The sequence below is a fragment of the Citrobacter sp. TBCP-5362 genome (assembly GCF_005406305.1).
Lineage (GTDB): Bacteria > Pseudomonadota > Gammaproteobacteria > Enterobacterales > Enterobacteriaceae > Citrobacter_B > Citrobacter_B koseri.
The window spans coordinates 1657035-1678523 of record NZ_CP040234.1 but is presented as its reverse complement, the minus strand read 5'-3'; the positions used below and the strand labels follow the sequence as shown (position 1 = coordinate 1678523).

Genomic DNA, 21489 nt, shown 5'->3' with positions numbered 1-21489 from the left:
CTGTTATTAGCCCCTTACCCGTCGCCGGGTAAGGGAAGAACCGACATTACTGATTCAGCAACGTCAGCAGGGTTCGCGTTCGCGCTTCCATCAGCGGAATGTCGCCGCGTGATTCCACGTTCAACCGCACCACCGGTTCGGTATTGGAAGAACGCAGGTTGAAGCGCCAGTCGGCAAACGACATGCTGATGCCGTCAGTTCTGTCCACCGTCAGCGCTTCGCGCGCAAAGTGTGCTTCCACCCGGCTGATGGCGGCCGCAGGCTCTGCCAGTTTGCTGTTGATTTCACCGCTGGCCGGGAACGCCGCCATCCGGTCACGCACCAGTTCCCCCAGCGACTGCCCTTTCAGACATACCAGCTCCGCCACCAGCAGCCACGGGATCATCCCGCTGTCGCAGTACGCAAAATCACGGAAGTAGTGATGGGCGCTCATTTCGCCGCCGTAGATAGCATCTTCATGGCGCATACGTTCTTTAATAAAGGCATGGCCGGTTTTCGACATCACCGGCGTGCCGCCCGCCGCCGTCACCACATCAACGGTGTTCCAGGACAAACGCGGGTCGTGGATGATCTTCGCTCCCGGGTGTTTCTCCAGAAATGCCTCCGCCAGCAGGCCGACAATGTAGTAGCCCTCAATGAACTGCCCTTTCTCATCGAACAGGAAGCAGCGGTCGAAATCCCCGTCGAAGGCAATGCCCATATCTGCGCCGTGTTCAATAACGGCGTTGCGGGTGTCATCGCGACACTCCGGCAGCAGCGGATTAGGGATGCCGTTCGGGAAGTTGCCGTCCGGCGTGTTGTGGATTTTGATGAAGTCAACCGGCACGCCCTGCGCCTTAAAGCGGGCTTCAATGGCATCCACCACCGGGCCTGCCGCGCCGTTGCCGGAGTTGATGACCAGCTTCAATGGCGTGAGATTGTTGACGTTGATGTAGCCGAACAGGTGGTCGATGTAGGCGTCACGCAGATTGATCTGCTTATAGCTGCCGCGTCTGGCTTCGTTGACCGGTGGAAAATCATTGGCTTCCGCCAGACGCTGCACGTCGCGCAGGCCGGTGTCGCCGCTGATGGGGCGCGCGCCCTCGCGCACCAGTTTCATACCGTTGTAGTCCATCGGGTTATGGCTGGCGGTCACTTCAATACCGCCATCGACGCCCAGATGGAAGGTCGCAAAATAGATCTCTTCCGTGCCGGAAAGGCCGATATCCAGTACGTCAACGCCCGCATCCTGCAACCCTTTCGCCAGCGCCAGTTTCAGCGACTCGCTTGTCAGGCGCACATCGCCGCCCAGCACAATGGTTTTCGGTTGCAGGAACTCGCCGTAAGCGCGGCCAATACGCCACGCGATATCCTCATTCAACTCTTCGCCCAGCCTGCCGCGAATATCGTAGGCTTTAAAACAGGTTAATTTCGTCATGTTTTTACCCTTCTTCAGGCAACAGTTGGCCCTGACTCTCGTAAGAGCCTTTTTCAATTTTTGTTTTATTGCCCGGTGACGCTACGCTTACCGGGACTACGGACCTGTAGGCCGGATAAGCAACGCGCCATCCGGCAACTTACCAGGCTTACACCCGCCCGTAGCGATCGGCGAAGCGCACCACGTCGTCCTCTTCAAGGTACGAACCGGAGCGGACTTCAATCAGGTCGAGCGGAATTTTTCCCGGATTCTCCAGGCAGTGGGTCGCCCCCAGAGGTATGTAGACAGACTCGTTTTCACCGAGCAGTTTGATTTCGCCGTTGATGGTGACTTTTGCCGTCCCTGCAACCACCACCCAGTGCTCCGCCCGATGGTGATGCATCTGCACGGAGAGCCCCTCGCCGGGTTTAACGGTAATACGTTTCACCTGATAACGGTCGCCGGCGTCGATAGAGTCGTATTTGCCCCACGGCCGGTAGACTTCACGGTGGATATGGTGCTCATGACGCCCGTCAGCTTTAATCTGCTCCACCACTTTTTTCACATCCTGCACCGCATTGCGATCGGCAATCAGCACCGCATCTTTGGTCTGTACAACCACCAGGTCTTTCACCCCGACGGTCGTCACCAGGCCCGACTCCGCATAAACGTAGCTGTTTTCCGTTTTATGGCTAATAACGTCGCCGTGATGCACGTTTCCCTCGGCGGTGTGCGCGCTGATTTCCCACAGTGAAGACCAGGAACCCACGTCGCTCCAGCCGGCATCCATCGGCATAACCACCGCATCCGCCGTGCGCTCCATCACCGCGTAGTCCACCGACTCTTCCGGGCAGGCGAGGAACGCCTCTTCATCCACGCGGATAAAGTCGAGGTCGGGGTCAACGATGCTCATCGCGTTTTCGCAGGCGTCCAGAATATCGGGACGGTATTTTTTCAGTTCTTCCAGATAACGCCCGGCGCGGAACAGGAACATCCCGCTGTTCCAGTAGTAGTCGCCGCTCGCCACGTAGGCCTGCGCGGTTTCAAGATTGGGTTTTTCGACAAACTGCGCGACGTCAAAAGCAACCGCGTCTTGCTCGCCGGGAGAGACATCGCCGCGACGAATATAGCCGTAGCCGGTTTCCGGCAGATCCGGCACGATACCGAACGTGACCAGCTTGCCCGCTTCGGCATACGGAATGGCGTTACGCACCGCGTCGCGAAACGCTCCTTCATCAGCGATGACGTGATCGGCCGCCAGTACCAGCATCAGCGGATCGCCTTCCGGGCTATGGCGTTTCGCCGCCAGCGCCGCCAGCGCAATCGCTGGCGCGGTATTGCGCCCGGCAGGTTCGAGAATAATGTTCTCCGTCAGTTTGTTTAGCTGGCGCAACTGTTCGGCGACAATAAAGCGGTGCTGCTCATTGCAGATCACCACCGGGCTTTCGCACTCCACGCCGTTCAGACGACAAATAGTCGTTTGCAGCATGGTGAGATCGCCCTTCAGGCAGAGAAACTGTTTTGGATAAAGTACACGAGAAAGCGGCCATAAACGGCTACCCGAGCCACCCGCCATCACGACCGGATAAAGTTTACGTTGACCCATGATTTATCCCCGAATATCTGTAATAAATTGACGTAACACGTTCTCTTTATCGAGCGTGCGTTCGGCATATTCGCATGCCACCGTGTTGTTCTCAGGCATGGCAAGCGCCTGGGTAATCCCCGTCACCAGCGCGTCGACCGACTCCGGCTCCACGCAAACGGCAATGCCGGGATAGTCGCGACAAAGCTGACCGAGTTCGGTTTCCGGTTCAGCGGTAATCACCGCGTTGCCGCCCACCGCCAGAATATTGGTCAGTTTCGACGGCAAAACGGCATCCGCCGCGCCGCGCTTTTGTACCACCAGATGGCAATCGCCCATCTTCAGCAGCGCAGGTAAGGCTTCATAAGGCTGAAGCGGATAAAATTTGACGTTATCCAGGCCGCGCTCACGGGCCATTTTTTCCAGCCGCGCTTTGCCGCCGCCCTGCCCGACAATGACAAACAACCAGGGGCGATCGGTAAGACGCTCAGCAGCGTCAATCACGTTCTCAAGCCCTTGTTTTTCACCAATATTGCCAGAGTACAGAATGATTTTTTTATCATCCGGCAACCCCAACGTCTGGCGTAAGCGGGCCGCATCGCTAGCGGTCACGTCACGAAAACGCGCCACTTCCGACCAGTTAGGGAAGAAAATCACCTTGTCTGCCGCGACCCCTTTCTCCTGCGCTTTATTCATCATTGAACGGGAGATGGTGGAGACGTTATCGACGTTGTGCAGACCGCTGCGCTCGAACGCGGCGGCCAGTCGGGCAACCTTACCGCTCTTGCCTTGCCCGGCCAGCCCCAGACCGAGCATCGCATCCACCTCGTAGTCCTGAATATGCAGCAGCGTGCGCGCGCCGGAGAGTTTCGCCAGCAAACGCATACCCGGCGTGCAAAACAGCGTCGGCACCACGCCGATAATCCGATCCGGCTTCCAGCGTCGCTGCGCCATCAGCGGGAAGAAACTGCTCAGGGCGAAACTGCCCAGGTGCAGCAAGCGTTTCAGCGTCGATGGCTGCGTCGGAACATATAACGGGCAGCGCCAGACGGTGGCCGCCCCCTCTTCCCGGCGATAACGCCAGGAGGAATACTGCTCGCCCACTTTCCACTGCGGGTAATAAGGCGGCGCGGTGATCACCCGAACTTCATGCCCTTCACGCGCCATCCACTCCACCATCTCGCCGGTGTATTTACCGATGCCGGTTAGCTCCGGCGAGTAGTTGATGCCGTACACAAGGATTCTCATACGCTTCATCCTTCAACCTGACTCTGCGTTGGCTGCATCTGCTCACCCCTGCCGCCTTGATTCAGGCTGAATGATTTCGTGTAACATCCAGGCGCCCCGGACTGACGATCCGCGAGGAAGTACGCCCGACTGTTGTCGTGAACGCTGGCGCTTGCCAGAAGCCGCTCAGGCGTCTGCCAGCGATAATCTTCATGTTGTTCATCAGGCAGATGCAGATCCGCCTGATTCACCTTCAGGCGAAAACCAAGCACAACGTAATGAGTGGTAAAGTCTTCGCCGGAGAAGTTATCGTCATAGAAGTGCTGCCAGACGCCATAAAACGCGCCTGCGGACAGCGGTAAACGCAGCCCCAGTTCCGCCTGAGTGAGACGCTCAAACGCTTTTTCCAGCGTCTCATCCTTCTGCACGCGCCCGCCCGGTACGAACCAGTAACCCTGCGCAGGGCGATTGGTGCGCTTGCCCAACAGGAACTCGCCGCGCTCATTCTCCACGATCAAATCAATGGAGATCAGCGGCGTAGAGCGCACGACGGTAGCGAAATCTTCCTGACGTAAAAACATGTTTACCCCCGGAACCGGTGCTGGTTCTCAAGGAACCACTGGTAAGTGCTGGCAAGCCCGGCCTCCAGCGACACCTCGTGATACCAGCCAAGCTGATGCAGGCGCGTTACGTCGAGCAGTTTGCGCGGCGCGCCGTCCGGTTTCGTGGCGTCAAACACCACCCGCCCTTTGTAGCCCACGACCTGAGCGATCGTTTGCGCCAGCTCCCGAATGGTGCAATCCACACCAGTACCGACGTTGATGTGCGAGAGCATCGGCTGCGTGTTCTCTTGCCACACTTCGCGATCCAGCTCCATCACATGGATGCTGGCGGCAGCCATATCATCCACATGCAGGAACTCGCGCATCGGTGTCCCGCTACCCCATACCACTACATCCGGCGCGTTCTGTTCGGTCGCTTCATGGAAGCGACGCAGCAGCGCGGGAATGACGTGCGAATTACTCGGGTGGAAGTTGTCATGCGGCCCGTACAGGTTGGTCGGCATGACCGAGCGGTAATCGCGGTCAAACTGGCGATTCCAGGACTCGCACAGTTTGATCCCGGCAATTTTGGCGATGGCATACGGCTCGTTGGTTGGTTCAAGCGACCCTTGCAGCAGTTCGCTTTCCGCCATCGGCTGTTTTGCCAGTTTGGGGTAGATACAGGAGGAACCGAGGAACAACAGCTTGTTCACGTTGTGCAGATGCGCGGCGTGAATGATGTTGCTCTCAATCATCATGTTTTCGTAGATGAAATCGGCCGGGTACGTATTGTTGGCGACAATACCGCCCACCTTCGCCGCCGCCAGATAAACCTGGTCAATGCGTTCTTCAGCGAAGAATGCCTGTACTGCCCGGCTGTCCAGCAAATTCAGCTCGTCGCGGGTGCGGAGCACCAGCTCCACATCCTCGCGCTGCGCCAGCTGTCTTACGATGGCGGAACCCACCATCCCGCGATGGCCCGCCACAAAAATACGTTGTTTCATCATCCTCAGGACTCCAGCGCGATGGCAACCTCGTAGCCATGAGATTTCAGCAAGGAATGTTTCTTCGCCGCTTCCAGGTCTTTCGCAACCATTTCAGACACCATCTCCTGGAGTGTGATCTCCGGTTTCCAGCCCAGCTTCTCGTGCGCTTTTGACGGGTCGCCCAGCAGGGTTTCCACTTCCGCAGGACGGAAGTAGCGCGGGTCAACGGCGATAATCACATCACCCGGCTTCACGCCCGGCGCGTCATGACCGGTGACAGAAACGACCATCCCTTTCTCTTCCACGCCTTCCCCTTCAAAGCGCAGTTTGATTCCCAGCTGTGCCGCCGCCATTTCGACGAACTGACGCACGGAGTACTGTACGCCGGTCGCGATCACGAAATCTTCCGGCGTCTCTTGTTGCAGCATCATCCACTGCATCTTGACGTAGTCTTTGGCATGGCCCCAGTCACGCAGGGAATCCATGTTGCCGAGGAACAGGCAGGACTCCAGCCCCTGAGCGATATTGGCAATCGCGCGGGTGATTTTGCGGGTCACGAAGGTTTCGCCGCGACGCGGAGATTCATGGTTGAACAGAATGCCGTTACAGGCGTAGATGCCGTAGGATTCGCGGTAGTTAACGGTGATCCAGTAGGCGTACAGTTTGGCGACGGCATACGGAGAGCGCGGATAGAACGGCGTGGTCTCTTTTTGTGGAATTTCCTGCACCAGACCGTACAGCTCAGAGGTGGAAGCCTGATAGAAACGGGTTTTCTTTTCCAGGCCCAGGAAGCGGATTGCCTCCAGCAGACGCAGCGTACCCAGCGCATCTACGTCGGCGGTGTATTCCGGGGACTCAAACGAAACCGCAACGTGGCTCATTGCCCCCAGGTTGTAGACTTCATCCGGCTGCACTTCCTGCAAAATGCGGGTCAGGTTGGATGAATCGGTCAGATCACCGTAGTGCAGGTGGAATTTCGGGTTGCTGGCATGCGGGTCCTGATAGATATGATCCACGCGTTCGGTATTGAACGAAGACGCGCGACGCTTGATACCATGAACCTCGTAACCTTTCTCCAGCAGAAGTTCCGCCAGGTAAGAACCATCCTGCCCGGTTACGCCAGTAATGAGAGCGACTTTTGACATTTTATTTTCCTCAAATAGTCCCGTTAGGGAGTAACTTTCTCAACGCGCTCGCGCGTTACCACTGCGGGATTGCCACGGCAGATTGTGTTTGCCGGTAGCGATTTAAAAACACTGCTTCGCGCACCAACGACGGTGCCGTCGCCTATCGTTACGCCGGGAGCGACAAAGACATCCGTCGCCAGCCAGCATTTCTCGCCAATCACAATTGGCGTGGCGTTAATATCAAAATGGGCGCTGGCATAATCATGGCTGCCGGTACATAAATAGCTTTTCTGCGAAATAACAGAGTGTGCGCCAATCGTAATCTCACCCAGCGTATATAAAACGGCGTCATCGCCGACCCAGGCGTAATCACCTAACGTCAATTTCCACGGATACGTAATTTTTACAGAAGGTCGGATGACTGCGTTTTTTCCTATTTTTGCGCCAAACATCCGTAATAAAAATGCGCGCCAGCGATACATCACCTGCGGCGACCAGCTAAATAACGTCGCCTGCACCGCCCACCATAATTGCACTTTTATTGCATTGCCGCCCCGGAACCCTTTCGGCACCGAGAAGCCGCTTAAATCCTGCATCATTTTTCCTTATATTCAGGCTTTGTTATATAAGGCTTTTGCTTTGCCTGTCGTTTTCAGACGTAATAAATAAGATAATTCCGCCCAGAACCCGGGGACACGTAATATTTTACGCTGCACGTTTTTTGCATCCCGGCATAATTCCAGATTGTTTGAGGTTGACACGCCGCCCATAGAAAATTCAGACACCAACCCTTTGATTCGACGGAAAGGATAGCCTGATTTATAAAGACTGGCTGCCAGCGCGTAATCAGATGACACCTTATATTGCAGATCGTATGGATGTTTTTTCAGCCCTGCGGTCGGGAAGAAAATAGCCTGATGGCTGGCGGGTAAGCTGTGGTAGATATACCAGCCATGTTTGGCGCTTCGTCGGGTTTTATTTCCTTCACCAAAATCCAGCAACGCGTCGCCAATGTACATCGCGTCATCATTTTTTCGCCCCAGTTGACGGACAAAATCGGTGACATCTTCATGAAACACATCGCCGGAATTGAGGAAAAGAGTATAGCGCCCTTGCGCCATCGCAATGCCTTTGTTCATCGCGTCGTAAATGCCGCGATCTTTTTCACTCACGAAGCGTAAGTTAAACTCACCGTTGAGTTTTTCCAGAAACTGGGCGGTGCCGTCATCCGAACCGCCGTCCACGACAATCCATTCAAAGGTCAGGCTGGGATCGCGCGCCAGGTTGCGCAGCGAGCGCCAGGTGTTTACCACGCCGTCGTAATTACGAAAGGCGACAGTAACGACGCTAAGTAACATAAAACCACCTCGTCATGAATTCGTAATATTTAGCGCTTTGCGCAAAATAAAAGGACAAACGATTAAAAATGCATATTCCGGGCTAAATATCGAACCGGTAAAAAACAACGATACCGGCGTAAAGAGATAAAGCTGCACCCGAAAATTCTGATTATCGCCAAACGCATTCAGCGTCATTTTTAAGATTTTCCACATGTACCATGCGGTCAATAACACCGCGAACCATGAGAAATAAATAATCAGCAGATACAGGCCATTGTCTATTGTTTTCCCGACATCCGCACCGTTAAAAATTCCGAATGATGCGACATATTCATAAAGTGAGCCAAATCTGACTACGCCATCAATATGGGTCAACGAATAACCGACCATCACTAATGGCCCAACGATACGATAATACGATGACGAACCTTCCGTTCCTAAATCTCCAAGACGTTCAGCGATATAAGGAAACGCAAAAACCACACCGACTAAAAATACGCCCAACGAAATAATCGCCAGTGGCAATTTTTTCCTTATCGCATCCTTATTCAGATACTGAAATGCCCACTCCAGTAAGTAAAACAGGATAAAGGTCATTACCCCTGAAAATGATCCTGATAATATTATCCCTGCCAGAATCATAGCATCGGTCTTAGGGGTTTTGATACCAAACTGTTTGATGCTGAGCCAAATTGAGATTAACGCCAGAGCAAAAAACGCCGGTTCAAAATAGAGCGCAGTGGTTCGCTTACCGCCAAATTTAATAAAATTCAGCACATAGCTATTACTGTAAATAAGATATTTCGAAATTCCTTCCATTAAGCTGCTGCCGCCGGTAAGAATGATCTGCGCCATCTCAACTGCCGCCAGCGCCACCACAAACGCCACCACCATATAGAAAAAACGTAATATCTTGCGGTAGTTATGCGGGGAAACGGTTTTAAAGCGAATACTCCACACCATGCCGATAATGATGACGATGTAAACAAACAGCATCGTCGAGGTGACATATTTGCTGGCATCCAGCGACTGACCGAACAGGTAGTTAAACGCCGTCAGCCCTGCCCCCACGCCCAGCGCAATCATCAATTTTTTAATGCTGATGCGCTCAATGAACAACAACAGCAAAACGGGTAAAAAGGTGACGATGGTGATGGGGAAGCTTTCGCCCAGTTGGGCAATTTTGACGTTGACCAGCAGGTAGATCAGCGGCAGCAGCAGGTAACTACAGATTCTGATAGAACGAGACATACTCCTCCAGCATCTGTTGTCCGCTGTATGCGGTGCGGCTACGCTCGCAAAAGGCCTCCAGCGAGGCGCCAAATACGGCCTGGGCAATGTCGGATTTGCTCATCTGCACCAGGTTCAGCACCTCGTCTTCACTGAACGTTCGCCCGCCCGATTTTGCCAGCACCTCCTGCGCCGCGTCGCTGTGCGTGGCGATCACCGGCACGCCGATAGATAACGCTTCACACAAAATCAGCGGGTAATTATCGACCCGGGAGCTGAACACCAGCGCATCCATCTGGTTAAGGGCGCTCATCAGCTTGCGTTTATCGGTTTCAAAGCCGTGATTCACCACGTTCTCACCGTCGAAGGGGGAAAACTTACCGAAGGTGTGCAGCTCAATGTTGTTGCCTGCCGCCATCATGTCGCGCACCAGTTGCTGGTTTGTTTTGCCGTCATAGCGCAGATCGTGCGCCACCACGGCAATTTTCGGTTTGCCCTGGCGCTCGCTCACCGGTGACAGTTCGGACAGAATCGCTTCGGTCGCCACATCAATGCCATTATTGATAATGCGACAACGCCCTGCCCCGTACAGGCTGTTAAACGCCTCCGCCACATGCTGGCTGGGCGAGATAAACTGACAGCCCAGCGAGAGCATCTGCTGAAACAGCTGCCGCTTGCCCACCACCAGCTGGTGCGCTCTGTCCACTTTTACCGGCGGATAATTGGTCAGCGTCGGGCATTTCTGACAGCCGCTTTTCCAGCCTTCACAGCCGTCAGTAAAGGCACAGCGTCCGGTTACGCTCCAGTGATCGTGCAGCGTCCAGACCAGCCTCACGTCCGGCTTATGGTTTTTCACCTTCTCGCAGAAAGCGACAACCTCTGCCAGATTCAGCCAGTAGCTGTGCAGCACATGAAAATGCAGCACCAGCGGGCCGGGTGTCCGGGTCACTTTGCGGTACAGGTTATCGAGATTGCCAAAGAGGTCGCGGTTAAACAGACGAAACAGCGCGATATTGGCGACCGATGTCAGACGCGGCGTCTGTTTAATCACATGCGGATAGTTGCTGTGGCTGACGCTTTTCTTCCCGCCTTTGCCGTAGCCATAGACAAAGTGCGAGGTCAGGCCTTTTTGTAGCGCGCGCAGGTGCAGGTCTAATGCCACGCCCGCCGCGCCGCCTTCCGCCAGTCGAACATTAAATTGCAGAATATTCATTTAATTACCTTCACTCGCGCCTTCTCTCCCACTACCAGCGCGTTATCGGGAACCGTGTCGAGCACCACGCTGCCCGCCCCGATAGTCACGTTATTGCCGATGGTGATATCCCCCAGCAAAATGACGTTAGCGCCCAGCTCAACGCCGTTACCAATGACCGGGCACGCCAGGCTGTCGCCGCCCCGGTTGCCGATGGTGACGCCATGACGCACGGTGAAGTCGTCGCCCGCGACGACATGCTTATTGATCACGACGGCATAACCGTGATGGATGGTGAAGCGTCGGCCAATGGTTGCGGCAGCCTGAATTTCGTAACCAAACAGGCATTCGGTCATCAGGCGGTACAGCACCAGCACCGGCGCGGCCCACAGGTTATTCAGCACATTTTTTTTGCGCCAGACGGAACAAAAATGGGCGACGCGGTAGGCCAGCACCATGCAGCACGGGCGCAGACTCCAGCTGTTTGCGCGTAGATCCTCCAGCATCCTTAACGCCCCCGCAGTCCGTCGGCCAGGCGTTTGCCGTTACGCACAGAAAACAGCGTCAGCAACGTGCGCCAGGTCATTCGCTTATTGCGGATCTGGTACAGCGTAAACAGCTGATACTTTTTGCTGGCGCGGTCGAATTTGTCTTTATGCTTGCGGTAGAAATGGAAGTAGCCGGAGAACTTTTTCGGCGAGGAGGTGATCTGCATTTCACCGTGATTGATGTGCAGAATCTGCGTCGCCTCTTCCACTTTCCACGGTTCGCCGTACTCAACCACCATACGCAGGAAAATATCGTAGTCCTGCGCGGCTTTCAGTTCGGTATCAAACAGGCACTCTTTAAAACGCCAGGCCCAGGTAAAGACCTGATTGCCAATGATATTGCGTTTATAAAAAAGACGGCGTGAGTACGGCGATTTCGGGTACAACGGCAGACTGGCCGGCTGCGAGTAAACCTCGCCTTCGCAGACATAGTCATTGGCGTATAAAAACGCGTGCGTTACCAGCTGATGCTTATGTTCAAGGAACACGCTCAGACGATTCGGCATCCATTCATCATCATCATCGATCCCGGTGATGTACTGCCCTTTTGCCTGCATAATGGCCTGATTACGCACCGCGCAGGCGCCGGAATTGATCGCATTGTGGGTGTAGCGCACGCGCGGGTCGTTTAACCCTTCAACAAACTGCTGCAACTGCTCATACGATGAGGAGCAGTCATCCACAATGATCATTTCCCAGTGGGTATAGTCCTGGCGCAGCACCGATTTAATCGCGCGAATCGCCAGTTGCTGCCGATTCCAGGTTGGCATGTAGATCGAAATCAGTGGGTTGTCTATTGTCATTCTCATTCCCCGGATAGTGTCGGATGGCGGCGTAAACACCTTATCCGGCCTACAGTCACCAGCAATTTTGTCGGCCCTGTAGGCCTGATAAGCGCAGCGTCATCAGGCGACTTATTATTTTGAATCCGACTTGTATTCGTACTCGTAGTAACCGTAATCCTGATAACCGGTCGCCCGTCGGAAGATGGAGTTAAGGATTACGCCTTTTACCGGAATGCCGTTCTGCTCAAAGCGGCTCAGGCTGGTTTCCACCTCTTTTAATGTGTTAACAGCGTAACGCGCCACCATCAGCGTGGTGCCGACATGCCGTCCGACGATCGCCGCATCGGTCACCGCCAGAATCGGCGGCGTATCGATTAAGACCAGGTCATAGTGCGTGCTGGCCCAGGCAATCAGTTCGCCAAAGCGCTCGCTCATCAGCAGTTCCGACGGGTTAGGCGGCACCTGTCCTCGCGGCACCAGATCGAAATGCGGGATGGAAGTGGGTTTGGCGCAGGAGGCGATATCCCCTTTGCCCACCAGAATGTCGGACAGACCATTCACGTTGTTGGTGCCCAGCAGCTCGTGGGTATAGCCTTTACGCATATCGCAGTCGATCAGCAGCACGCGTTTATTGGTCTGGCTGATGACCGCCGCCAGGTTGGCGCAGACAAAGGTTTTGCCGATAGACGGGCTAACCCCGGTCAACATCAGCACATTGTTTTGCGCCTGCATCATGGCGAAATGCAGGCTGGTACGCAGGCTACGCACCGCCTCAATCGCCAGATCGGTTGGATTCCCCACCGCCAGCAACTGGCTCTGTTTGTAGCGTTTAACGCCCTTAATCGTTTTGACGTTATCGCGCGCTTTCTGCCACTCCGACAGCGGAATGCTGGCATAGACGCTGATGCCGTGTTCTTCGAGCACCTGCGGACTTTCAATCCCACGGTTAAACAGCGAACGCAGCAACACGCCGACGATAGAGAGCATCAGGCCAAGAATAATGCTGCCAAGAATAATCAGCGCTTTTTTCGGCTTCAGCACGCCCGGCTGGGCAATCGCCGGGTCAACAATACGCACATCCCCGACGGTGCTGGCCTCGGTGATCTTCAGCTCCTGCTGCTTGTTCAGCAGTTGCATATAAACCTGCTGACCGGATTCGACGTCGCGCGTCAGACGCACAATTTCCTGCTGCGTTTTCGGCATTGCCGTCACGCGCCCGTTCAGTTTGGCTTTTTCGTCTTCCAGCGCTTTACGTTTTTCCAGCAGCGTGCGGTAAGCCGGATGCGCTTTAGTAAACAGCTTGGAGATTTCCGCCTCTTTGAAGGTCAGTTCGTTAAGCTGAGCGTCGATATTCACCATCGAATCCAGCACCGCCTTGGCCTCCAGCGGTAAGTCCACGGAGTCTTTATCCTGACGGAAGGCGTTGAGTTTGTTTTCCGCGACGTCCAGGCGACTGCGCACTTCCGGCAACTGTTTCGCCAGGAACGCCAGGCTTTTCGCCGCTTCCGCAGATTTCCGCTCAACGTTCTGTTCGAGATAGTTGCGGGTGATGCTGTTGAGAATATCGCGGATCTGATCCTTGTCTTCACCGGTGAAGGCCAGGCTCAATACGCCGGTATCTTTGCCGTTTTCCGTCACGGTCAGGTTGTTTTGCAGATTGTTGATCATCCCAAGCGTGGAGAATTTAGTGACGGTAAATTCACTGTCCGGGCGGGCATGGATAGCGCTCACCATCATCGTCACGCCGTCTTTACTCAGCAGTTGCCCGGCCTGACCGCGCGCGCTAAAGCCGCCGTCGCTGGTCAGTTCGTAGGTTTTGTCACTCAGCACGTTAAGCGTGAAAACCTGCTCGCCCATCTCTTTTGGACGGGTGAACGTTGTCACTTTCACCGTCTCATTCTGCCGCCCCATCAGGCGCTCCCAGCCTGCGCCAAACAGCGGGAAGGTGTTTTTGGTGACGGAGATATCCAGGTCGAGATCGTCAACGGTTTTCCCCAGAACCAGACGCGACTGAATCAGCTGAATTTCCGCTTCCGATGCCGGCGGTTTATTGGCCAGCGCAGAGCCAATATCCTGCACCAGCGAGTTACCGGTATTTTGCTCGATTTGCACCAGCGCGTCGGCGCTGTAAATCGGCGTGGCGAATAGCGTGTAAATCACCGCGCACAGCGCAAATACCGCCGTAATGCCAAGCACCCACCAGCGCGCTTCAATGACGGTTCCCACCAGGCGACCGATATCGATTTCATCACTGCCCGTTACCGGAGCGGCAAGCTGTTTTACTTTTTCTGTCATTGTTATACCTGCTCTGCGTTCAATGCCTGCGCCCATTGGCGAGCAGACCTTTCAAGTAATGTGTACACCGCTTCAAACGCCTCGCGACTTTTGCGATACGGATCGGGTATTTCACGCTCGCTGTCCCAGTGGCCGAACAACATCACTTTCCCGCGCATCTCTGGCGCCATCTCGCACAGTCTGGCGATATGGCGTTTTTCCATCGCCAGAATCAGGTCATAATCCCGGCACATACGCCCGGAGATCTGGCGAGCGCAATGACCTTCAAGAGAGAGGTTATGCGCCGCCGCCACGCTGACCGCCGACCGGTCGGCGCCCCTTCCCACCAGCGCGCCCAACCCGGCGGACTCCACCGTTAACGACGGGTGATAACTTTTCAGCAAGCGCTCTGCCGTTGGGGAACGGCAAATGTTCCCCACGCAAACAACTAAGATTTTGTTAAACATGACGTTTACCAGTTATGAATGTCGCTGGCCGTATCCGTCATATAACGGACACCGCTGATGGTCGGCAGCAACTGATTGATCAGACGGTTCCAGCGCGCAACCGGTGCGGTCGTGACGTACACCACATCGTAAGGTTGCAGTCGGAACTCCGTCGCCATCACCAGAGAAGTGGCATCAGACATATCAAGCTGATAAATATTGGCGATCTTGCCATTGCGTCCGCCCTCGCCTTTCAGCGGTCGAATCACGAAGATGCCGCTGGCATTGGAGGTGGTCAGGTCGATACCTTCCGCCGTACCCAATGCTTCGGTGAGCGTCATACCGCTGAAGTCCATTTTGAGGGTGCTCTGTTTCTTCACTTCACCCATCACGAAGACTTTCAGATCGTCATTACGCGGTACAAACAGGATGTCTCCAGGGTAGAGCAACCGGTTCTGGCTGAGATCGCCGTTTTGCATCAGCGCCTGCAAAGAAATTCGCTGCTCCTGGCCATTGTGCGTCAGCACGACGTTGCGCCAGTCGGCGTTTTCGGTCAGACCGCCTGCGGCGTTGATGGCATCAAGAACGGTGAGCGGCACGTTGGTGATCGCCTGCTGGCCGGATTTATTCACCTGCCCGGAGACATACGCCTTCTGCGAGCGGAAAGCGGCGATATTAACGTCCACCTGCGGGTCAGCAATGTACTTCGCTAAGCGCCCGGTAATATCACTGCGAATTTCACCCAGCGTTTTGCCTACCACAGTCACTTTGCCGATGTAGGGATAAAACATGGTGCCATCAGGTTGAACCCAGTTGCCGGTATCACTGGAGCTGCGGTACTGCCCGGCGGGCGTGGTCAGTTCCGGGTGATCCCAGACCGTCACATTCAAAACATCGCCTGGGCCGACGCGGTACTGGTAGCTTGAGATCTCCTGGTCCAGTGACATATTGGGCTGCGCCACATTTGGACGTGGTCGTAATTGCTCCACCAGGCGCGGCGTCAACGGATAGACATTCACCATACGGTCGAGATCAAAATCAGCGTCTTGCTGTTTGATCACGTCTTTACCCATCGTAGACATATTGCTGCCCGGAAGTACTGTGCAACCACTTATCAAGGTTACCGACACCAATAATGGCATCAATTTCATTTTGGATTTCATCATTGATTATTTATCACTTTGGCAGAGTAATTATCCCGTGCAATTTAAATAGCGACTTCGCCTGTACACATTTACATTGCAGTTAATTGAAAAGAAATTTAACTGGCATCAGTCCTAAAAAATTTGGATTCATCCGTAGGCTATTGACAGAATAATTCAGACTTGTCACCAGGTTATCAGACACGCTACCGCCCTTGGCTTTTTAGCTACCAATACACTGATTAATTTAGGTTTTTATAATCCTCTTTATTTCCTCTTCTTCGCGACAGAGAAACATCACAGGAAATAAGAAAGTTACTCAGTAATGGCCTGCTTGACGGCGACAGGATATTTTTGTTGCCCACCATTAATGCTGCAAGAATTGTTGCAGTTAACGTAATAGCAGGCAAGGCAACAAGCCTGTACTTCACCCTTTTTAAGATTAATATTAAGCGTGGCGAAATTATAATTTTAGGATTTTATTGATGTTGACAAATTCTATATTTAACGCCCAACCTGCGATATTTCCGAAATATGTCCACATTAAAAAAACCGTACCATATGGAAACTTTATGGTTATTTTTCCGCCACGTTTTCAGCATAAAAGCCTGATATAAAAGAAAGAGAAATGACGTTATGTCATTGCATTTTGCGCCAGCTTTATCCATGATCGAATTGTGACAACTGTCATATAACGAAAGGTATTATTCTCACTATGGAATGGATTGCCGATCCATCAATCTGGGCCGGACTCGTCACGCTTATCGTCATCGAGTTAGTCCTCGGCATTGATAACCTGGTCTTTATTGCCATCCTCGCTGAAAAACTGCCGCCTGCGCAGCGCGATCGTGCGCGCATTACCGGGCTGCTGTTAGCGATGATCATGCGCCTGCTGTTGCTGGCGTCTATCTCGTGGCTGGTCACGCTGACGAAGCCTCTCTTCAGCATACGCGACCTGAGCTTCAGCGCCCGGGATCTGATTATGCTGTTTGGCGGTTTCTTCCTGCTCTTTAAAGCCACGATGGAGCTCAACGAGCGGCTGGAGGGGAAAGACAGCGATAACCCCACCCAACGCAAAGGGGCGAAATTCTGGGGCGTGGTGGCGCAAATTGTGGTGCTGGACGCCATCTTCTCCCTCGACTCGGTCATTACCGCCGTGGGGATGGTCGAACACCTTGCGGTGATGATGGCGGCGGTGATTATCGCCATCAGCCTGATGCTGCTGGCCAGTAAATCCCTGACCCGGTTTGTGAACAGCCACCCAACCATCGTGATCCTCTGCCTCAGCTTCCTGCTGATGATCGGCTTCAGCCTGGTGGCGGAAGGGTTTGGCTTCCATATTCCGAAAGGCTATCTGTACGCCGCGATCGGCTTCTCGGTGATGATTGAAGCGCTGAACCAACTGGCGATCTTCAACCGCCGTCGCTTCTTATCCGCCAACCATACGTTGCGCCAGCGCACCACCGAAGCGGTGATGCGTTTGCTCAGCGGGAAAAAGGAGGATGCCGAGCTGGATGCTGACACCTCCGCCATGCTGGCGGATCATGACGACAGCCAGATTTTCAACCCGCAAGAGCGGCAGATGATTGAGCGAGTGCTGAACCTCAACCAGCGCACCGTCAGCAGTATCATGACCTCGCGCCATGATATTGAGCACATCGATCTCGACGCGCCTGAAGAGGAAATTCGCGCCCTGCTGGAAAAAAACCAGCATACGCGTCTGGTAGTGACCGGAGAGGACGAACAGGAAGAGTTGCTTGGCGTGGTGCATGTCATCGACCTGCTACAGCAATCGCTGCGCGGCGATCCGCTCGATCTGCGGGCGTTGATCCGTCAACCGCTGGTGTTTCCTGAAACGCTGCCGCTGCTTCCGGCGCTGGAGCAGTTCCGTAACGCCCGCACGCATTTTGCTTTTGTCGTGGATGAGTTTGGTTCCGTTGAAGGGATCGTAACCCTGAGCGACGTCATGGAAACCATCGCCGGTAATCTGCCGAACGAAGTGGAAGAGATCGACGCCCGTCACGATATTCAGAAAAACCCGGACGGCTCCTGGACCGCCAACGGCCATATGCCGCTGGAAGATCTGGTGCAGTACGTTCCGCTGCCGCTGGATGAGAAACGCGAGTACCACACCATCGCGGGGTTGTTGATGGAATACCTGCAACGCGTGCCGAAAACCGGAGAAGAGGTTCAGGTGGGAGATTACCTGTTGAAAACCTTGCAGGTTGAGAGTCACCGCGTACAGAAAGTGCAGATTATTCCGTTACGTAGCGATGACGAGTTAGATTACGAGGTGTAAGGCTGAACGACATGCCGGGTGGCGACTGACGCCTTACCCGGCCTACACATGCTGTCTGTTTTCACAGCCGGCATTCAGATTCGCTTACAGCTTATCCAGCAGCTTCTTCACGTCTTTACCGTTGCGGGTCTCTTTATTACGATCCGCCCAGTCGCTCAGACGACGTTTTGCTTCATCCTGCAAATGCTTACGCAGAATCTGGTCAACCTGGAGATTGTAATTCAGCGCCTGCCACTTACCGTATACGCGCAGCGGAACCGGCGTCTCTTTCAGGAAATCAATCAGCTTGCTTTCACCTGTCCAGCCGCCCAGCACGCGCACGTTAAACTGCGTGTCGCAGGTCTGCTCAACAAGATTCAACGCGCCATTACCGGAAACCGCCAGTATTGCAGACTGCCCTTCCATGCTGCCCAGCGTGAGCTTACCGTTATCCAGCGTCAGGTCGGTGACAAAGCGATCCAGGCGGGTCGCGTTATCAAAATTCTGCTGCGATTGCTGCACATCGCCACCGCTACGCGTTACCGCCTGCTGCACCAGTTGCTGGAAGTTCATCCCTTCCATACGCGTGTCGCGCATTTCAACATGCGCCTGCCCTTGCCAGCTGTGACGAAACGCCTGGGCGTCAATATCCGCGCCGGAAAAATCACCCGCCAGCGACATTTTGCCGGTCAGCGCGATGGGATAGTCAAACGCGTTCAGAATCGTGCCAATTTCCACATCTTCAAGGCGCGGCTGGAACACGGCGCGCGGATTTGCCGCTCTCGCGTCCAGCGTACCGGGCAGAGAAATCTCACCGCCGTCGAGTTTCCCCTGCAACTCGACGATATTCAGCAAACCGGCCTGATTCGTCATTTTCGCCGACACGTCGGTAAACGCCATGCCACGCCACTGCGCGTTATCCGCCCGCAGAGAGAGGGCCGCAGAAAACCCTTTTAGCCCCTGATAAGCGGGTTCATCAACGCGGGACGCGATAACCGGCCGCGGCCGCGTCGACTGCTGCCCCGTTTGCGCCACGTTTTTGGATGTGCTTGCCACGTCATTTCGCGGAAGAAGGTTATCCAGATTCAGCTTGCCAAATTGCAGATCGATCGCCCATTCCGGCTCATCGCTCAGCGTCACCTGAGCCTGTCCGGTCAGGGTGCTGTCGTTGGCGGTTAAACTGAGCTGACTGAAAGAGAGCCTTTTTTGCCCTTCCTGCCACTGCGCCTGTAATTGCCCCTGGCCCTGAATACCCTGTTTCGGTAAATCGGCTCCCTGCAACTGCCAGTTGAGCTGCTCGATACCGGCCGTTAAGTTGTGCGGATAGTCAGACGCATCGACCGTTCCGTTGAAGGAGAGCGAGAGATCGCGCTGATCGCGGTTCACCCGCCCGGAAAAATCAAACGTCCCGCGATGCTGTTCATCCTGCTCCATTTGCAGGCGAATATCGCGAACCGTAATTTGCTCGTCGTCTTCATGCTGGAACACCAGCACGCTGTCAGCAACGCGTAAGCTGCTGATATCAAAAGACCAGCCACGGTCTTCCGGGACATCCGGCAGCGTATTGTCTTTTGGCGCAACAGGCGCGTCTTCCCGGCGCGCCGCTTCCGTCTGCGGCGTCAACTGGATGACCGCGCCTTTGAGCATCACCTGTTCAACCTTCAACTGATGACTAAGAAGCGGCCACAGCGCAACGTCCAGGCGCATATTGTCGGCCCGAACCAGGGGTTCGCTGGCGCCTTCCGCCGTCAGCGCCATCCGTCCAGAGAGGATGCTGAGTTGAGGCCATACGTGCCAGCGCAGAGGGCCATCCAGTTGCAGTTGATATCCGCTACGCGCAGCGACCTGCTGCACCATATACGCGCGGAAATCATTCGGATTCACCAACATCACCAACGCCGAGAAACCGGCCACCAGCACGACCAGGAGAATCATCAGCGTCGTCAGAAATCGTCTCATGCTATCCTCAGTGGAGCAGACTCAGTCTTTGTCAATCCGGCTGGCAACAGCGCCTTGCTGATCGCGGTATTTCGCATCCTGGCGACGGTTATAAGGGCGTGCGGCAGGGCCGGAGAGCGGCTCAAAGCTCAGGGCGCCAATCAGCATTCCCGGACGCAGGGCCAGCGGTAATTTCCCGGAGTTGTAGAACTCCAGAACGATGCAACCGGACCAGCCGGGATCGATACGGTGCGCGGTAACGTGCACCATCAGCCCAAGACGCGCCAGCGAGGAACGGCCATCCAGCCACCCCACGAGATCCGGCGGCAGCGTGACGGACTCAAAGGTCACGGCCAGCGCCAGCTCGCCCGGATGAAGATAAAACGCGTCGCCTTCATCCAGCACGATTTCATCGCTCATCACGCGATCCAGCGCAGCGCTGACCTCATCCTTCGGGCCGCTTAAATCAATAAACGCAGCCGTATGGCCACGAAATGTACGAAATTTATTGCCAAGGCGCACATCCACCGTCGCGCCATTAATGCGCTCAACAGGAGGACGCGGGTTGATCGACAAGCGGCCTTCATCCAGCCAGGCTTCAATATCTCGGTCACACAAACGCATGGCACTTTCTCCTTTCGTGCATCAGGCCCTTAACGTTCAACGCGTCAAGGGCGAACCAGGTTATCACTGAACGGTACACAATTCGCTGGGCTTATTCAAAGAACTGACTGATTTTCGCTTTCAGAATATCAATCGCGATGCGGTTCTTACCGCCGCGCGGTACGATAATATCGGCGTATTGCTTGGAAGGTTCAATAAATTGCAGGAACATCGGGCGTACGGTTTTCTGGTACTGCGCCATCACCGAATCCATTGAACGCCCACGCTCGTTGACGTCGCGCTTAATACGGCGCATCAGGCAGATATCCAGCGGGGTATCGACAAAAATGGAGAAGTTCATCTCTTCACGCAAACGCGCGTCCGTCAGCAGCAAAATCCCTTCAAGAATAATGACTTTTTTGGGCTCGACGCGAACGGTTTCCTGCATGCGGGTATGTTCAACATAGCTGTATACGGGCAATTCAATCGCCGAACCGCGCTTGAGCGCTTGCAGATGCTGGAACAGCAAACTGTGATCCATCGCATTAGGATGGTCGTAGTTGGTTTTTACACGCTCTTCCATCGACAGATGGCTTTGATCTTTGTAATAGCTGTCTTCGGGAATAACGCCGATATGTTCATCACCCACTTGTTCACGCAATTCGCGATAAAGGGTACTGGCAATAAGACTCTTGCCGGAAGCCGATGCGCCAGCAATACCGATAATGACGCACTGATGAGACTGAACAGTCATAAATTTAGCGACCTGATTAACCTGGATGTTAGGGAGGGCGACGCCGAAGCGTCAAACGCGGCAATTATAGGGATTTCAGCGGCACGATACCAGTCG

18 protein-coding genes and 1 pseudogene are annotated in these 21489 nt (G+C 54.5%); 1 reads left to right on the top strand and 18 read right to left on the bottom strand.

Translation table 11 applies throughout. The annotated features are described in order from the left end of the window. Window positions 1–46: 46 nt before the first annotated feature. From cpsG to FD428_RS07950, 15 genes and pseudogenes are all read right to left on the bottom strand, one after another. A complete protein-coding gene (cpsG, locus tag FD428_RS08020; protein WP_012131713.1) occupies window positions 47–1417 on the bottom strand; it encodes a colanic acid biosynthesis phosphomannomutase CpsG in 1371 nt (456 codons plus the stop codon). Between the two features lie 148 nt (window positions 1418–1565). After that, the gene (cpsB, locus tag FD428_RS08015) at window positions 1566–3002 is read right to left on the bottom strand and encodes a mannose-1-phosphate guanyltransferase (RefSeq protein ID WP_012131712.1); all 1437 of its coding nucleotides are present in this window, start codon (window positions 3000–3002) and stop codon (window positions 1566–1568) included. 3 nt (window positions 3003–3005) lie between these two features. Next, complete coding sequence (gene wcaI, locus FD428_RS08010) at window positions 3006–4229, bottom strand: colanic acid biosynthesis fucosyltransferase WcaI (protein ID WP_047462609.1); 1224 nt, start codon at window positions 4227–4229, stop codon at window positions 3006–3008. Window positions 4230–4315: 86 nt separating this feature from the next. Further along, a pseudogene (locus tag FD428_RS08005) lies at window positions 4316–4789 on the bottom strand (GDP-mannose mannosyl hydrolase); the annotation flags it as partial. Between the two features lie 2 nt (window positions 4790–4791). Beyond that, the gene (locus FD428_RS08000) at window positions 4792–5757 is read right to left on the bottom strand and encodes a GDP-L-fucose synthase (protein WP_047462602.1); all 966 of its coding nucleotides are present in this window, start codon (window positions 5755–5757) and stop codon (window positions 4792–4794) included. A gap of 2 nt (window positions 5758–5759) precedes the next feature. Then, window positions 5760–6881: a GDP-mannose 4,6-dehydratase gene (gene gmd / locus FD428_RS07995; RefSeq protein ID WP_114848195.1), complete on the bottom strand. Its 1122-nt coding sequence runs from the start codon at window positions 6879–6881 to the stop codon at window positions 5760–5762. A 23-nt stretch (window positions 6882–6904) separates the two neighbouring features. Next, window positions 6905–7459, bottom strand: coding sequence for a colanic acid biosynthesis acetyltransferase WcaF (gene wcaF / locus FD428_RS07990; protein WP_114848196.1), 555 nt, complete (start codon window positions 7457–7459; stop codon window positions 6905–6907). A gap of 15 nt (window positions 7460–7474) precedes the next feature. Next, the gene (gene wcaE / locus FD428_RS07985; protein ID WP_012131706.1) at window positions 7475–8221 is read right to left on the bottom strand and encodes a colanic acid biosynthesis glycosyltransferase WcaE; all 747 of its coding nucleotides are present in this window, start codon (window positions 8219–8221) and stop codon (window positions 7475–7477) included. 12 nt (window positions 8222–8233) lie between these two features. Next, entirely contained in the window at window positions 8234–9454 is a 1221-nt protein-coding gene (wcaD, locus tag FD428_RS07980; protein ID WP_012131705.1) for a colanic acid polymerase WcaD, read from the bottom strand. Further along, a complete protein-coding gene (gene wcaC / locus FD428_RS07975) occupies window positions 9429–10646 on the bottom strand; it encodes a colanic acid biosynthesis glycosyltransferase WcaC (protein ID WP_047462595.1) in 1218 nt (405 codons plus the stop codon). The genes wcaD and wcaC overlap by 26 nt, the downstream gene beginning before the upstream one ends. Then, window positions 10643–11131 (bottom strand): colanic acid biosynthesis acetyltransferase WcaB, encoded by a 489-nt coding sequence (wcaB, locus tag FD428_RS07970; RefSeq protein ID WP_049011279.1) that lies wholly within the window; start codon window positions 11129–11131, stop codon window positions 10643–10645. The genes wcaC and wcaB overlap by 4 nt, the downstream gene beginning before the upstream one ends. 2 nt (window positions 11132–11133) lie before the next feature. After that, on the bottom strand, window positions 11134–11976 hold the full coding sequence (wcaA, locus tag FD428_RS07965) for a colanic acid biosynthesis glycosyltransferase WcaA (RefSeq protein WP_114848197.1): 843 nt from the start codon (window positions 11974–11976) through the stop codon (window positions 11134–11136). A 114-nt stretch (window positions 11977–12090) separates the two neighbouring features. Beyond that, the gene (gene wzc / locus FD428_RS07960) at window positions 12091–14253 is read right to left on the bottom strand and encodes a tyrosine-protein kinase Wzc (protein WP_114848198.1); all 2163 of its coding nucleotides are present in this window, start codon (window positions 14251–14253) and stop codon (window positions 12091–12093) included. Window positions 14254–14255: 2 nt separating this feature from the next. Then, complete coding sequence (gene wzb / locus FD428_RS07955; RefSeq protein WP_012131700.1) at window positions 14256–14699, bottom strand: low molecular weight protein-tyrosine-phosphatase Wzb; 444 nt, start codon at window positions 14697–14699, stop codon at window positions 14256–14258. A 5-nt stretch (window positions 14700–14704) separates the two neighbouring features. Beyond that, a complete protein-coding gene (locus FD428_RS07950; RefSeq protein ID WP_012131699.1) occupies window positions 14705–15844 on the bottom strand; it encodes a polysaccharide export protein in 1140 nt (379 codons plus the stop codon). Between the two features lie 691 nt (window positions 15845–16535). On the opposite strand from FD428_RS07950, the gene FD428_RS07945 reads away from it, so the two are divergent. Further along, on the top strand, window positions 16536–18119 hold the full coding sequence (locus FD428_RS07945; protein ID WP_058669389.1) for a TerC family protein: 1584 nt from the start codon (window positions 16536–16538) through the stop codon (window positions 18117–18119). Between the two features lie 84 nt (window positions 18120–18203). Here the strand turns inward: FD428_RS07945 and asmA are convergent, their stop codons facing one another. From asmA to udk, 3 genes are all read right to left on the bottom strand, one after another. Beyond that, entirely contained in the window at window positions 18204–20057 is a 1854-nt protein-coding gene (asmA, locus tag FD428_RS07940; RefSeq protein ID WP_012131693.1) for an outer membrane assembly protein AsmA, read from the bottom strand. Window positions 20058–20078: 21 nt separating this feature from the next. Further along, entirely contained in the window at window positions 20079–20660 is a 582-nt protein-coding gene (gene dcd / locus FD428_RS07935) for a dCTP deaminase (protein ID WP_012131692.1), read from the bottom strand. Window positions 20661–20751: 91 nt separating this feature from the next. Further along, on the bottom strand, window positions 20752–21393 hold the full coding sequence (gene udk / locus FD428_RS07930) for a uridine kinase (protein ID WP_024130192.1): 642 nt from the start codon (window positions 21391–21393) through the stop codon (window positions 20752–20754). Window positions 21394–21489: the final 96 nt, after the last annotated feature.